This is a genomic window from Actinoplanes couchii, assembly GCF_016862075.1.
Lineage (GTDB): Bacteria > Actinomycetota > Actinomycetes > Mycobacteriales > Micromonosporaceae > Actinoplanes > Actinoplanes couchii.
Map to the genome: position 1 here is coordinate 1 of NZ_BOMG01000124.1, position 13,721 is coordinate 13,721.

11 protein-coding genes and 1 pseudogene are annotated in these 13,721 nt (G+C 72.0%); 2 read left to right on the forward strand and 10 right to left on the reverse strand.

The window, feature by feature from the left end:
* Window positions 1-1,898: 1,898 nt before the first annotated feature.
* From Aco03nite_RS48235 to Aco03nite_RS48250, 4 genes and pseudogenes are all read right to left on the reverse strand, one after another.
* A pseudogene (locus tag Aco03nite_RS48235) lies at window positions 1,899-2,114 on the reverse strand (hypothetical protein); the annotation flags it as partial.
* Window positions 2,111-3,094, reverse strand: a complete 984-nt coding sequence (holA, locus tag Aco03nite_RS48240) for a DNA polymerase III subunit delta (protein WP_203809149.1) — start codon at window positions 3,092-3,094, stop codon at window positions 2,111-2,113. The pseudogene Aco03nite_RS48235 and the gene holA, both read right to left, overlap by 4 nt.
* Window positions 3,095-3,354: 260 nt before the next feature.
* Window positions 3,355-5,379 carry a ComEC/Rec2 family competence protein gene (locus Aco03nite_RS48245; RefSeq protein WP_239146047.1) on the reverse strand — a complete coding sequence of 675 codons (2,025 nt, stop codon included), beginning with the start codon at window positions 5,377-5,379 and terminating at the stop codon, window positions 3,355-3,357.
* Between the two features lie 563 nt (window positions 5,380-5,942).
* Window positions 5,943-6,824, reverse strand: a complete 882-nt coding sequence (locus tag Aco03nite_RS48250) for a ComEA family DNA-binding protein (protein ID WP_239146045.1) — start codon at window positions 6,822-6,824, stop codon at window positions 5,943-5,945.
* 629 nt (window positions 6,825-7,453) lie between these two features.
* Between Aco03nite_RS48250 and Aco03nite_RS48255 the strand changes: the two genes are divergently transcribed.
* The gene (locus tag Aco03nite_RS48255; protein ID WP_203809155.1) at window positions 7,454-8,218 is read left to right on the forward strand and encodes a putative protein N(5)-glutamine methyltransferase; all 765 of its coding nucleotides are present in this window, start codon (window positions 7,454-7,456) and stop codon (window positions 8,216-8,218) included.
* Between the two features lie 12 nt (window positions 8,219-8,230).
* The gene (locus Aco03nite_RS48260) at window positions 8,231-9,238 is read left to right on the forward strand and encodes a hypothetical protein (RefSeq protein WP_203809157.1); all 1,008 of its coding nucleotides are present in this window, start codon (window positions 8,231-8,233) and stop codon (window positions 9,236-9,238) included.
* Here the strand turns inward: Aco03nite_RS48260 and Aco03nite_RS48265 are convergent.
* Genes Aco03nite_RS48265 through Aco03nite_RS48290 form a run of 6 tightly spaced genes read right to left on the reverse strand, consistent with a single transcriptional unit; the run spans window position 9,223 to window position 13,665 of the window.
* Window positions 9,223-10,071: a DegV family protein gene (locus Aco03nite_RS48265; protein WP_203809159.1), complete on the reverse strand. Its 849-nt coding sequence runs from the start codon at window positions 10,069-10,071 to the stop codon at window positions 9,223-9,225. The genes Aco03nite_RS48260 and Aco03nite_RS48265 overlap by 16 nt on opposite strands.
* A 17-nt stretch (window positions 10,072-10,088) precedes the next feature.
* On the reverse strand, window positions 10,089-10,475 hold the full coding sequence (locus Aco03nite_RS48270; RefSeq protein ID WP_203809161.1) for a hypothetical protein: 387 nt from the start codon (window positions 10,473-10,475) through the stop codon (window positions 10,089-10,091).
* A 35-nt stretch (window positions 10,476-10,510) separates the two neighbouring features.
* Window positions 10,511-11,110, reverse strand: coding sequence for a histidine phosphatase family protein (locus Aco03nite_RS48275; RefSeq protein WP_203809163.1), 600 nt, complete (start codon window positions 11,108-11,110; stop codon window positions 10,511-10,513).
* Entirely contained in the window at window positions 11,107-11,502 is a 396-nt protein-coding gene (rsfS, locus tag Aco03nite_RS48280) for a ribosome silencing factor (protein WP_203809165.1), read from the reverse strand. Before rsfS ends, Aco03nite_RS48275 begins: the two co-directional genes overlap by 4 nt.
* A 40-nt stretch (window positions 11,503-11,542) precedes the next feature.
* Window positions 11,543-12,148 (reverse strand): nicotinate-nucleotide adenylyltransferase, encoded by a 606-nt coding sequence (gene nadD, locus Aco03nite_RS48285; RefSeq protein WP_275415993.1) that lies wholly within the window; start codon window positions 12,146-12,148, stop codon window positions 11,543-11,545.
* Window positions 12,149-12,162: 14 nt separating this feature from the next.
* Entirely contained in the window at window positions 12,163-13,665 is a 1,503-nt protein-coding gene (locus Aco03nite_RS48290) for a hybrid sensor histidine kinase/response regulator (protein WP_203809167.1), read from the reverse strand.
* Between the last annotated feature and the right edge of the window lie 56 nt (window positions 13,666-13,721).

Sequence of the window (13,721 nt, forward strand, 5' to 3'; positions counted from 1 at the left end):
GACGGGCCCAGGTCCGGCCGACGGGCCCAGGTCCGGCCGACGGGCCCAGGTCCGGCCGACGGGCCCAGGTCCGGCCGACGGGCCCAGGTCCGAAAGTAAAAGTCAGCGAGCAGCAGCGACACCGGTTAGCCGACCGACGTGACCATCCGGGGCTGCGGCACGGGAAAACCAACTCCGGGCAGCGGGCAGCCGGTGGTGGGCAGCCACCTCCGAGAGGCGGGCGGAGGACAGCCAACGGCGGGCAACCACCTCAGGGCAACGGACAGCGGGCAACCAGCAGCGGGCGACGGGCACAGCGAGGGGCAACCAGCGGCGGGCAGCGGGCAACCAGCGGCGGGCGACGGACATCCAGCGACAGCCGGCGGGCAACGGGCGGCGCTACTGGATCACTCGTAGCGGCGTGCCGCGGCCTGGCGGGCCATCTGCTGGCGCACGTCCAGCTGTTCTGTCCAGGGGCGACGCGTCGTTGCGTTGCTGACCGATGGCCGGAAATCCTCGTTGACGCCGACCATCGGGGCGCCGACCTGGCCCTGGTTCTCATAAGGGTGCCGGCTTGCGGTCGTGTGAGGATTTCCGCTCGTCACCGGATAGGACTGGCCACCCGCAGCCGAGTAGTTGTTCCCACCCGCGGCATAAGACTGACCAGCGGCGGAGCCATATGGATGATCGCTTACCGGCAAAGGATGATCGCTCGCGGGCAGCGCTTGGCCGCTCGCTGGTTCCAGACGACCGTGAGCCGATGACGAGTGGCCCTGAGCTGGCAGCGGGTAGTCGTGCCCAAGGGGCGGGTGGTCGGTCCCGGAAAGCGGGTGATCGGTCCCAGAGAGCGAGTAATCGTTCCCGGAGTGCGGGTGGTCATGATCAGGAAGCGGGTGGTCGTGACCGGGGAGCGGGTGGAGCGGGTGGTCGTGACCGGGGAGCGGGTGGTCGTGACCAGGGAGCGGGTGGTCGTGACCAGGGAGCGGATGGTTGCCTCTGGGCGTGCCGGTGGCGGAAGAGCCCGGATAACCGACCGTGGGCATCTCGGTCAGGCCGTCATGCTGGTGCCCGTCGACCAGGAACTGGGGTGAGACCGCCGGGCCATACCCGACCGCCGATGGGTCGCGGGAGACGATCGGGGCGAAACCGCCGTGTCGCCCGAACTCCGTGGGCCTGCGGTAGCCGAAATCGCCAGGCACAGCCGGAGCGTCGTGCCGGCCAGACTCGGCAGCCGAGACGTATGGCTCGAATCGCCCCGTATCGTCCGCGGGAAAGGCCGAGAAACCGGCGTCATCCGCGGAGAAGGCCGAGCCGGACCTCAATGACTCATCCGGCGCCCGGAAACCCGGCGCAGTGAAGGCACCCGGCTCGCTGAAGGAACCCGGTGCGGTGAAGGAACCCGACTCGCTGGAAGTACCCGGTGCGGTGAAGGAGCCGGAGGAACCCGGCGTACTGAAGGAATAGCTATTTCCCCGGCGCTCGGACGGCGAGGCGGAGAGCGGCGCGACATGAGAAGCTCCGCGACCCGGCTGATCCTCGTCTCCGAACCAGAGGTTCGTATCGCCGGACGAGCCGGATGACCAGCCCATCGGCGAACCGCTGGCCGGGTGCGCCGCCATCGCCCCGCTGACCGGATGCATCGTCATCGCCCCGCTGACCGGATGCGCCGCCATCGCGCCACTGACCGGATGCACCATCGGTGAGCCGCCGACTGGGCGAACCATCGGCGAGTCACCGGCCGTGACCGGCGCAGCGGTGGAAACGGTCGAAGCGGTGGAAGCGGTCAAAGCGGTGGAAGCGGAAGCGTCGAAGGGAACCGCCGGGTGCGCGGCGGACGAAGACGCGGCCATCGAGGCGGGGCGCAGCATCGACGCCCCGGGTGAGGCCGATTCGCGGGCGACCGGGTGTGCGGTGGAAGCCCCGGCGACCACGTCGTTGAACTTGACCATCAGGGCGACCGTGAACGGCAGGACCAGCACGCCCCACCAGCTGACCAGCTCGGCCAGGGCCAGCAGGACCCCGAGGACCACCGCGCCCTCGAGGAAGACGAAACAGAGCAGGCCGCTGGGCGCCAGGTGCCGCAGGCACAGGACCCGCGCGTAGAGCGGCTGGCCGGCCGGGCGGGGACGGGTCATCGGGTGCCTCCGTCGCGGCGGGCTGTGGCGATGGCGAAGATCGTCTGCTCCAGGGCGTAGCCGCGGTCCTCGGCGCCGCCCTTGACCGCGGCGTTGCAGTCGGCGGCGGCCCGCATGGCGTCGACCAGACCCTCGGGGGTCCAGCCCCGGCTGCGGGCCTGCGCCTTCTCGATCTTCCAGGCCGGCATGCCCAGGGTGCTGGCCAGCTGGTAGGGGTTGCCGCGGCCGGCGGAGGCGACTCTCGCGACGGTCCGGACGCCGTCGGCCAGGGCATCGGCGATCGGCACCGGGTCGACGCCGACGTGCAGGGCCCAGCGCAGCGCTTCCAGGGCACCGGGCAGGTCACCGACCATCGCGGCGTCGGCCACCGCGAAGCCGGTCACCTCGGCACGCCCTTTGTAGTAGCGCGCCACCACGGCCTCAGTGATCTTGCCGTCGGTGTCGGCGAGGAGCTGGGAACAGGCCGCGGCGATCTCCCGCAGGTCGTTGCCGACCGCCTGGAGCAGCGCGGACGCGGCGGACTCGTCACACCGGGCACCGTGCCGGCGGAACTCGTTGCGGACGAAGGCGGTGCGCTCGGCGTCCTTCTTCAGCTTCATCACCGGCACGACAGTGGCGCCGGCCGCCCGGAGCCCGTCGGCGAACGCCTTGCCCTTGGCCCCGCCGGCGTGCGTGACGATCAGGGTGACGTCGGGGTCGGGATTCTTCGCATAGGCCAGCAGGGTGGCGCTGAGATCCTTGCGCACGTCCTGCCCGTTACGGATGGTGAGGACACGCCGACCACCGAACAGTGACGGGCTCAGCATCTCGGCGACCTCGCCGGGGACCAGTGAACCAGCCTCGTACTCCCGGACGTCGGCACCGGGCTCGGCGGCCCGCGCCGCTTCGACCGTCTCGGCGACGGCACGAGCGGCGAGCAACTCCTCGTCTCCTTGGACGAGCAGCAGCGAGGGGGGCAGCGCGGCATTCACGTGCAACATCGTCGCACGGGGCACCGACAGTTCCACGAGCCTCACTCGTTAGCGCAGGCCGCTGATCACCGAACGCGAAACCAGACATATCGCCGGCCGGGCATGTCTTCACGCCCGTACAGTCGCCTGCTCAGGCCTAACACACCCGGTAGACATTTTGGCTGTTTGCCTCTCTATAGAGACCTATCAGGCATAAAGTCTGCCCACCGGAGTCCCCCTTCCGGGCGTGTCGCCTCCGTCACTGCGGCAGGTGTGCAGCGACGAAGCGATTACGGGGGGTCACCGCGACCGGCCACGGCCAGGCCGTCGTCGACCACGATCGCCGCGACGTCCCCCGCCTCGTCGGTGCGCAGCACCCGGGCGCCGCCCCGGGCGATCCGCGCGAGCAGCACCGGGTTCGGATGCCCGTAGTCGTTGTCCCGTCCGACCGACACCAGCGCCACCGCCGGATCCACCGCGTCGAACAGTTCCGGCGCCTGCAGCGCGCTGCCGTGGTGGGCCACCTTCAGCACGTCCGAACGCAGCCCCGCCCCGAAGGCGGTCACCAACTCCTCCTGCTCCTCGGTCTCGGCATCCCCGAGGAGCAGGACCGAACGACCACCGAGCGTCGCCCGTACGATCAGGGAATTGTTGTTGGGGTCGGAATTGGTGCCGCGCATCGGCGTGATCGGGCCGAGAACCTCCAGCCGCAGGTCACCGACCGTCCAGACCCATCCCGGGCCGACCGTCCGCAGCGCGATCCCGGCGCCGCCCGCGGCCGTCTCGACAGCGGCGCGGCCACCGGCGGGTTCCGGCCAGTCCGGGCCGATCACCGCGCCCACCGCACGGTCCCGGAAGACCCCGGCCACCCCGCCGATGTGGTCGGCGTGGAAATGGCTGACGACCAGGATCGCCACGTGCCGGATGCCGAGGCGGCGCAGGCAGTGGTCGATCGCGTTCGGTTCCGGACCGGCGTCGACGACCACCGCCCGCCCGGAGCCGGCCGGCAGCACCACGGCGTCACCCTGACCGACCGCGCACGCGACCACCAGCCAGCCCGGCGGCGGCCAGCCGGAGGCCAGCAGCCGCACCGGCAGGGCGCCGAGGATCGCGCCGAGGGCCACCACGGTCGCCAGCCGCCGGACGATCGCCCGCCGCGCCGCGCACAGGAACGCCACCGTCAGCAGCGCGAGCAGCACCCCGCCGAACGCGCCGCCCGGCCACGGCAGCGCCCCGGCCGGCACCCGGGCGCCGAGATGAGCGATCAGAACCAGCCACTCGGTGGGCCAGTGGCCGATCCAGGCGGCGAACTCGGCGGCCGCCGGCCAGACCGGGGACAGCACCGCGGCGGTCACCCCGAACAGCGTGGCCGGTGCGATCGCCGGTACCGCGACCAGGTTGGCCGGCATCGCGACCAGACTGACGGTGCCGGAGATCGCCGCGACCACCGGGCCACAGGCGATCTGGGCCGCGGCCGGTACCGCCAGCGCCTCCGCCACCCCGGCCGGACAGCCCCGGCGCCGCAAACCGTCCCGCCAGACCGGGGCGATCAGCAGCAGACCGGCCGTGGCCAGCACCGACAGCGCGAACCCCGGATCGGACGCCAGCTCCGGATCGGCGATCAGCAACACCGCGGCCCCGGCCGCCAGCGCCGGAACCGCCGCCCGTGGCCGCCCGGTGGCCAGCCCCAGCAGCCCGATCGCACCCATCGCGGCGGCCCGGATCACACTCGGCGACGGGCGGGCCAGGATCACGAACCCGGCCAGCGCAACCGCGCACAGGACCGCGCAGAGCACCGGCCCGGCCCCGGCACGCCGGACCACGAAGAGGACGACCCCTACGACGATCGCGACGTTGGTTCCGGACACAGCAGTCAAATGCGTCATTCCGGTCGTACGGAAATCCTCTTCCAGCCCTGGGTCGAGCCGACTGGTGTCACCGACCACCAGGCCCGGCAGCAGTCCCCCGGAGTCGTCCGGCAGCGGCTCGCAGGCTCGTTGGAGCCCGGCCCGCAGCACTCCCGCCGCCCGCTGCGCCCACGACGGGCGGCCGATCGGCTCGGGCGCCTTCCGCACCGAGAGGACGGCGGCCCGCAGGTCACCGGGCCGCGGTGGCATCAGCCGCCCCGTGGCGACGACCCGCTGCCCCGGAAGCAGCCCACGCCACCCCGGATCCGACCCCAGCACCAGCCCACGCGCATCCAGCCGGACAGCCGCCGAGCCCTCCGCGTCAACACTCACCAGATCAACGGCGACAAGATAGGTGGGCGGCCCCGACGTCGACGCCAGGGCCCGCGGATCATCACGCACCACCATTTCCGCCTGTACGGTCGCCCCACTCCCGACCAGCCCGGCCAGCACCGGAGCCTCCCGAACCGAAACCCGCCCCGCCGTGGCCACAGCCCCGCACCCGGCCCCGAGCGCCACCGCCACCCCGATCCACCGAGCCCCCTTACGCCACCACCCACCCGCCTCCCGCTCGCCCCGCCCACGCCCAGCGCCTCCGACGGCGCCGGCCCGGCCCCGGCCGCCACTCCCGACCGCGGGAGCACCCGGCGAAACCGCGGACGCGTCCGGCGAGGATGCCAGTGGGCCGGAGGAGTGTGGTGCGTTTTGACCACTGAGCAGCGGAAACAGGATCAGCAACGGCGCGGCGGTCAAACCGGTGACTCCGATGGCCAGGCCCCAACCGGCAGACAGGTGAAGCGCGGCCAACGCCGCCATCCAGAGCCCCACCGTGAATCCGGCAAGCCGGAGATCCGGAATCCGGGCCTGCGAATCCGGAGCCGGCGACCGCGAAGCCGAGGATCGCGGGCTCGGGCCCGGGTCGGAAGAGCGCGGGCCCGGAGGCTGTCGGTGCTCAGGGGATTCGTGGGGCATCAGACCGTCACCAGGTCTTTGAGTTGTTCGTAGCGGGCGTATCCGATTCCGTCCACCTTTCGTAGGTCGCTCACTGCCTTGAAACCGCCCTGGGCGTCGCGGGCGTCGAGGATTCGCTGGGCCAGCACCGGGCCCACGCCGGGCAGGGTGTCCAGGTCGGCCAGGGTTGCGGTGTTGAGGTTGACCAGCGAGCCGGCCGCTCCCGTCGCGCCGTTGCCCGGAGCCGGGGCGGGCGGGGCGGTCGTCGTGCCGGGTGGCAGGGTGACTCCGACCATGATCAGTTCGCCGTCGGTGACCCGGCGGGCAAGGTTGAGCACGGCCACGTCGACCCCGGGTAGGGCACCACCGGCGGCCTCCAGCGCGTCGGCGACCCGGGCGCCGGGACTGAGGCGCACCAGACCCGGCTTGCGCACCTTCCCACCGACCGCGACCACCACCTCGGCGGCCGACGCACCAGGCCCACCGTTCCCGCCGACAGCACCGTTGACACCGGCCGCACCGGACACACCGTTCGCACCGGCCGCACCGTTGGCACCACCGTTCACGCCGGCAGCGCCGTTCAAGCCGGCGGCGCCGTTCGGGTCGGCAGCGCCGTTCGCTCCGCCGGCGCCCGTGCCGACCGCGACGGATCCGCCCGGATCATTCGTCACCTCGTCGAGGCGGGGCCGCGAGCGCCACGCCAGGAAGGCCGCGACCAGCACGACGACCACGGCCACCGCGGTCAGCGCCCGCACACCGGGCCTCCCGGGATCGAAGGCGTCCAGCCACTGCCGCCGAGTGCTCTCGAACGCTCCCGCCGAGCTGAGCCCCGGCCCACCGGACTCGACCGGGTCAGCCGCTTCCCACCGCCCGGAGAAACCGGGAAGCCCCCCGGAACCCACCACCGAAGAGGAAGACGACGACGAGGAAGAAGAAGACGGCTGCGAGGAGGAGTAGAGCGAAGAAGGATGAGGAGAAGCCGCCCCGGAGGAGACAACCGGAAAGCCCCCGGTCCCGGGCAAAGGACGGCCGGGAAGGGGAGAGCCACCGACGGGCCCCGGAGGAACGACACCGTCCGAGGGATGGATGGATTCGTCCAACGGTCCAGGGGAAACAGCCCGAATCGCGCCGGGTGCGTCCCATGGATAGGACGGCACGGACACCGGGATCACCCCGAACGGCTCAGTGGAAGAGGCGCCGGAGACCCCGGAAGCCCCGAAACCCGCAGACCCCTCGGATGACGCTCCCGATGGAGGGAACCCACCCCGCGACCCCTCCCCGAAAGGGCTGAGATCCTCCTCCTCCGACCCCCAGGCCGGCACGATGTCCGCCCACTCCAGCGGCCCGGACTCCGGCACCCCCACCCGTCGGCGCGCACCGGAGTCGAGCACCGCCCGCAGCCGCGCTCCCACGACGTCCCCGCTATCCTTCGCCTCTCGCACGGCCCGACCGTAGGAACTTCCCGGCGAACCCGCCCGAGCCCCTGTGGACAACCCGGCACTGTGGATAACCGAGAACCGAGGAACGCCCAGTGATCTCCCCCGAAGCAACAGCCGAAGCCGTACGAAAGCTCCGGAAAGCGGGTTGTGTCTTCGCCGAGGACGAGGCGCAGGCCTTGCAGGAGGCGGCCGTCGACGACCTGGCCCTGGCCGCCCTGGTGGACCGCAGAGCGACCGGCGAGCCCGTGGAACAGGTGGTCGGCTGGGCGAATTTCTGCGGGGTACGCGTACACCTCGCCCCCGGTGTCTTCGTCCCCAGAGTCCGCAGCGAACTACTCGTGGAAACAGCGGCCGCCCAGCCGGCCACCACAGTGGTGGACCTGTGCTGCGGCTCCGGCGCCCTGGGCCTGGCCCTTCGCCACCGCCGCCCGGAGATCACCCTGCACGCGGCCGACCTGGACCCCCGGGCGGTGGCCTGCGCCCGGCGGAACCTGGGCGGCAACGTCCACCGGGGCGACCTGTTCGAGGCACTGCCACCGGAGTTGCGGGGCCGGATCGACCTGCTGCTGGCGAACGTCCCCTACGTGGCGACCGCCCACATCCCGTTCCTGCCCGCCGAGGCCCGGGTGCACGAACCCCACACGGCGCTGGACGGCGGCGACGACGGCCTGCAGATCTTCCGCCGGGTGGCGAAGGAGGCAAAACACTGGCTGTCCCCCCGGGGCCTGCTGATTTCCGAGATTACCGAGGCGCAGACCACACCGGCGATCGAGATCACCACACGGCACGGATTGACGCCCACCGTGGTGACCGACGATGATCTCGACGCCCGCGCGATCCTGGCGCGTTTTCTGTAAAGAAAGAGGTCAATGGCGGTGGGCCTGCTGCGGAGGATCGCCCGCGCCCGGCTGGCCGGCCGGATGCTGCGCCGCCTGCGCCGGGCCGGCGTGACGGACGCCCGCTACCTGTCCCGGCCGTTCGAGGTGCGGTTCACCGCGCCGGGCGACAGCGAGCCGACGATCCTGCCGCTGGCCCCGTTCCTGGCCGGGCAGCGGTCGCTGGACGATCTGATCGGCGAGCTGCTGCGGGTGCCGCCGGTGTGGGGGGACGCGGCGCCGATGCTGCGGCCGGTGTTGCGCGGGGCGGCGCCGGGCGCGCCGCTGAGCCGCCCGGCGTTGCCGTTCCTGTCCGAGTTCGTGGTGGTCGATCAGCCCGACACGATGACGTACGTCACCCCGGCCCAGTCCGCGACCTGGCGCTCCACCCCGGACCGGATCTTCGCCACCGCACGCGCCAACCTGTCCGGCGCGGTGCTGCACGGTTCGGCGACGACGGTCCGCTTCGTCGACGACGGCAACGCCTACTGGACCTCGCACCTGCTGCTGCCGGGCTGGTTGCAGCGCCTGTCGGAGCAGGTCGGCGGGGTTCCGGTGGCGTTCGCGCCGGAGCGGGGCACGCTGCTGGTGACGGCGGACGGCGGCCCGCACCTGGCGGCGCTGTTCGCCGAGGCGGAGGCGCTGTTCCTGCGGTCGCCGCACGCGTTGAGCCCGATGGCGTACGTCAGTGACGAGAACGGCTGCACGGTCCCCTACCGCAACGAGAAGCTGCAGCGCACGGTCCGGCGGGCGGAGAGCCTGCTCGCCATGCGTGAGTACGCCGCCCAGGGTCTCCTGTTGACGCTGGTGGACGGCTGGCGGACCCGGGCGGCGTGGCCGAGGGACGAGCCGGTCGTGCTGCCGGAGGCCGACGAGGTGCTGGTCGGCGAGACCGTCGTCCCGTGGGCGGAGCTGGTGCCGCACCTGACCCGCACCGACGAGCAGCCGCCGCGGTGGACCGCGAGCGGGTGGCCCGTATCGGGAGATCAGGTCCTGGAATGAACGACGACCCCGGCCAACCCGGGGCCGGTGTGCGCGGCGACCACCGCACCCACCTCGGTGAGGTAGCAGTCCCGCAGCCGGTCGCCGAGCCGTTCGCCGAGGGCGCCGGCCAGCGCTGACGCCCGGTCCGGGGTGCCCAGGTGATGGACGGCGACGTCGGCCTCGCCGTCGCCGGCCGCTTCGACGGCCAGGTCGACGAGGCGGCCGAGGGCCCGGCCGGCGGTGCGGACCCGGTCCCGGACGGTGATCGCGCCGTTCTCCACGTGCAGGATCGGTTTGACCGACAGGGCCGTGCCGAGCAGCGCGGACGCGGCCCCGATCCGGCCGCCGCGGCGCAGGAACTCCAGCGTGTCGACGTAGAAGAGGGTGGTCACCCGCCCGGCCACCGCGGACGCGGCCCGGCTGACGGCCGCCAGGTCGTGCCCGTCGCGGGCGGCCGCGGCGGCAGCCAGCGCGGGGAAGCCGAGGCCCATCGCGGCGGTGCCGCTGTCCACCACCCGCACCCGGGGGCCGACCTCGCCGGCGGCGATCCGGGCGGCCTCGTAGGTGCCGGAGAGCTTGGCCGACAGGTGCACCGAGACGACACCGTCGGCGCCGGCGTCGAGCAGGCGGCGGTACTCGGCGGCGAACTGGGCGGGCGCCGGCCGGGAGGTGCTGACGGCGGCCCGGCGCGCGGTGAGCGCGCGGGCCACCTCGGCCGGCGAGACCTCGATGCCCTCCAGACCGTCCCAGCCGTTGATCACGACGGTGAGCGGCACGATGGTCAGGTCATACGTGCCGTTCAACTCGGCCGGCAGGTACGCGGTGGAGTCGGTCACAACCGCGATGGTCATGCAGGCAAGGTACCCCGTCAGTTCACGGTTACCGAGGACACCTCGAACGGCTGCCCCTGCATGCAGGTGGTCATCACGCCGGACTGGGACTTGCCGACGACCGTCACCTTCGCCCCCTCCTTGATCGAGGCGAGCAGCGTCTCGTCCTTGACGATCAGCAGGTGGTCGCCGGTGCCGTCCTTGAGGAGCAGGCAGTTCGGCTCGACCCCGGCGCTCACGGTGCCGGTGAGGGTCACCGAACCCGGTTCCGGGGAAGCGGGGGCGGTGGACGGCTCGATCGCGGCGCTCGAGGCCGAGACGGCGGGCTCGGGGGCACCGCCGGTCTCGACGGGGGCGTTGTTCGCGCAACCGGCGGTGAGCGCCAGGAACAGGGCCGCGGGGGCGACGGTCTTCCGGATCAGCATGGTGGTGAGACGTTACCGGAGCCGCTCCGGTTCCCTCAGGGGAGGATCCCGACGTTGTACGCCGCCAACTGCCAGCCCCGGGACTCGTCGTGCCGCAGATCCGCCCAGTGGCAGTTGCTCATGCCCCGCAGGGTGCGAATCTGCCCGGCCGGCCAGCCGAGCAGGTGACCGATGCCCTGCCGGGCCGCCCCGCCGTGGGTGGCGACCACGACGGTGCCGCCGGGCCGGACCGCTTCCTGGAGGCCTTCGCTGACCCGCTTGCCGAGGTCGTCGAGGGTTTCCACACCACAGCCGACGACGTCGGCGCCGGAGGTCCAGAGCGCGTGCTCGGTGGGGTGCGCCGCCCGGATCTCGGCCGTGGTCAGGCCCTGCCAGTCGCCGAAGAACCGCTCCCGCAGCCGCTGGTCGGACCGGATGGTGAGCCCGAGGTGGCCGGCGAGGGCGGTGCCGGTCGCGAAGGCCCGGCTCAGGTCACTGGACACGATCGCGTCCGGGGCCAGCCGGGCCAGCGCCTCGGCGGCCTCGGCGGCCTGCCGGCGGCCCAGGTCGTTGAGCGGGATGTCGGCCTGGCCCTGGAAACGGGAGCCGGCGTTCCAATCGGTGTTGCCGTGCCGCCAGACGATGAGGCGGGTCACGGGGCCTCGGCGCCGGCTTCGGCCAGGTCACGGTCGACGAACGGGATGACCGGGCAGTCCTTCCAGAGCTTGTCGAGGGCGTAGAACTCGCGCTCCTCCTCGTGCTGGACGTGGACCACGATGTCGACGAAGTCGAGCAGCACCCAACGGCCCTGCTGGTGACCCTCGCGACGCTCCGGCTTGGCCTTCTCCGGAAGCTTGAGCAGTGCTTCCTCGATGGCGTCGACAACCGCCATGACCTGGCGCTCGTTGGACGCCGAGGCGATCACGAACGCGTCGGTGATGTAGAGCTGCTCGCCGACGTCGATGACGGAGATGTCGTGCGCCTTCTTGTCCGCGGCCGCCTGGGCGGCTGCCATGGCCAGTTCGAGTGCGCGTTCGGTGACGGGCAAAAGGGGTCTCCTCGGTCGGTCAGTCAGGACGTCAAGCGTCTCACACCGGTCCGGCAATACCCGAGTCCCGATACAGGCCCCGCTTGTTGATGTACTGCACGACACCGTCCGGTACCAGGTACCAGACCGGCAGGCCGGCCGCCACCCGGTTTCGGCAGGCGCTGGACGAGATGGCCATCGCCGGGACTTCGACGAGGGTCACACTGTCGGCCGGCAGATGGTCGTTCGACAGCTCGAAGCCCGGCCGGGTCACCCCGATGAAGTGCGCCAGGCCGAGCATGGTCAGCGCGTCCTTCCAGGACATGATGCGGGCCAGGGCGTCGGCGCCGGTGATGAAGTACAGCTCGGCGGACTGCCCGTAGACGGCGCGCATGTCACGGAGCGTGTCGACGGTGTAGGTGGGGCCGTCCCGGTCGATGTCGGCGCGGCTGACGTGGAAGCGCGGGTTCGACGCGGTGGCGACGACCGTCATCAGGTAGCGGTCCTCGGCGGGCGAGACCCGGCCCTTCTCGTACGGCTGGCCGGTCGGGACGAACATCACCTCGTCCAGGTCGAATCGGGCCTGGACCTCGCTCGCGGCCACCAGGTGACCGTGGTGGATGGGGTCGAATGTTCCGCCCATGATTCCCACACGCTTACCTGGCATTCAAAAACAATAGATCAACCATCCAGCCGCTTGCGTACGGCTGTGAGCAGGTCGTTGGCGGTAAAGGGCTTTTCCAGTAGAGCCACGCCCGGATCGAGGGTGCCCTGGGACGCCAGGATGGGCTGGGCGTAGCCGGACATGTAGAGAACCCTGGTCGTCGGCCGGATCACGACCAGCCGTTCAGCCAGCTCCTTGCCCAGCATCCCGGGCATCACCACGTCACTGACCAGCAGATCGATCTCGCCGTCGTGCCGCGCCGCCAACTCGAGGGCCTGCGCCCCGCCCTCGGCCGACAGCACCCGGTACCCGGCGCCGGTGAGGATCCGCCCGGCCACGTCCCGCAGCGCGTCCTCGTCCTCGACGACCAGCAGCGTCTCCCCGCGAGCCCCGACCCCACCGGTCTCCTCGGGCTCGTCTCCGGCCACGATCGGCTCCCCGGCGGGCAGCAGCACGGTGATCGTGGTGCCCAGGTCGACCTCGCTGGTCAGCGACACCTCCCCGCCGGCCTGGGTGACGATGCCGTAGACGGTGGCCAGCCCGAGCCCGGTCCCCTCGCCGCTGCCCTTGGTCGTGTAGAACGGCTCGAAGGCGCGTTCGGCCACGTCGGGGGCCATGCCCCGGCCGGTGTCGCCGACCCGCAGCACCACGTGCCCGCCGATCAGCGCGGTCTCGATCTCCAGGCGGCCGCCGCCGGGCATCGCGTCCCGCGCGTTGTGCGCCAGGTGGACCAGCATCTGCTCGAACTGGCCGGGGTCGCCGGTGACCGACGGCAGGTCCGCCCCGGGCCGGATCACCAGCTCGATCTGGTCGCCGAGGGTGCGGCGCAGCATCTCCCGGGTCTCCGCGATCCGCCGGTTCAGGTCGAGCGCCCGCGGCCGGACCACCTCGCGCCGGGCGAAGGAGAGCAGCTGGTGGGTGAGGTCGGTGCCGCGGGTGCCGGCCCGGACCACCTGGGCGGCGTCGGCGGCGATCATCGCGACGTCCGGATCGGTGGACTGCGCCTCCTCGATCACGAAGTGGGCGTAGTTCAGGATCACGCCGAGCATGTTGTTGAAGTCGTGGGCGATGCCGCCGGCCAGCTGGCCCAGGCTCTCCAGGCGCTGACTGCGGTGGGCGTGCGCCTCGGCCCGCAGCCGCTCCTTCTCCTCCTCGGCCCGCAGGCGCTCGGTGATGTCCCGCACCACCGAGACGGCGACCCGGCCGCGCGCGGTCTCGACGACGGTGGTGGACGACTCGACCGGCAGCTCGGTGCCGTCCCGGCGGCGGACCGTGGTGACCAGCCGAGCCAGCGCGCCCGGTTCACCGTCCAGGATCTGCCGCTGCCGTTCCGGGAAGTGCATTTCCGAGTCCGGGGTCAGCAGCACCTCGACACGCTGCCCGACCAGCTCGGCGCGGGGCCAGCCGAACATCTGCTCGGCACGGTCGTTGGCCAGCACGATCCGACCGCCGTCCAGGACCAGGATAGCGTCCGGCGCGGCCTGCAGCAGGCCACCGGACAGCTCCTCGGACCACTCCACGGCTTCACCCCCGTGGCCTCAGGCTACGGGGGTGAAGCGGGGCGGGACGGCGATTC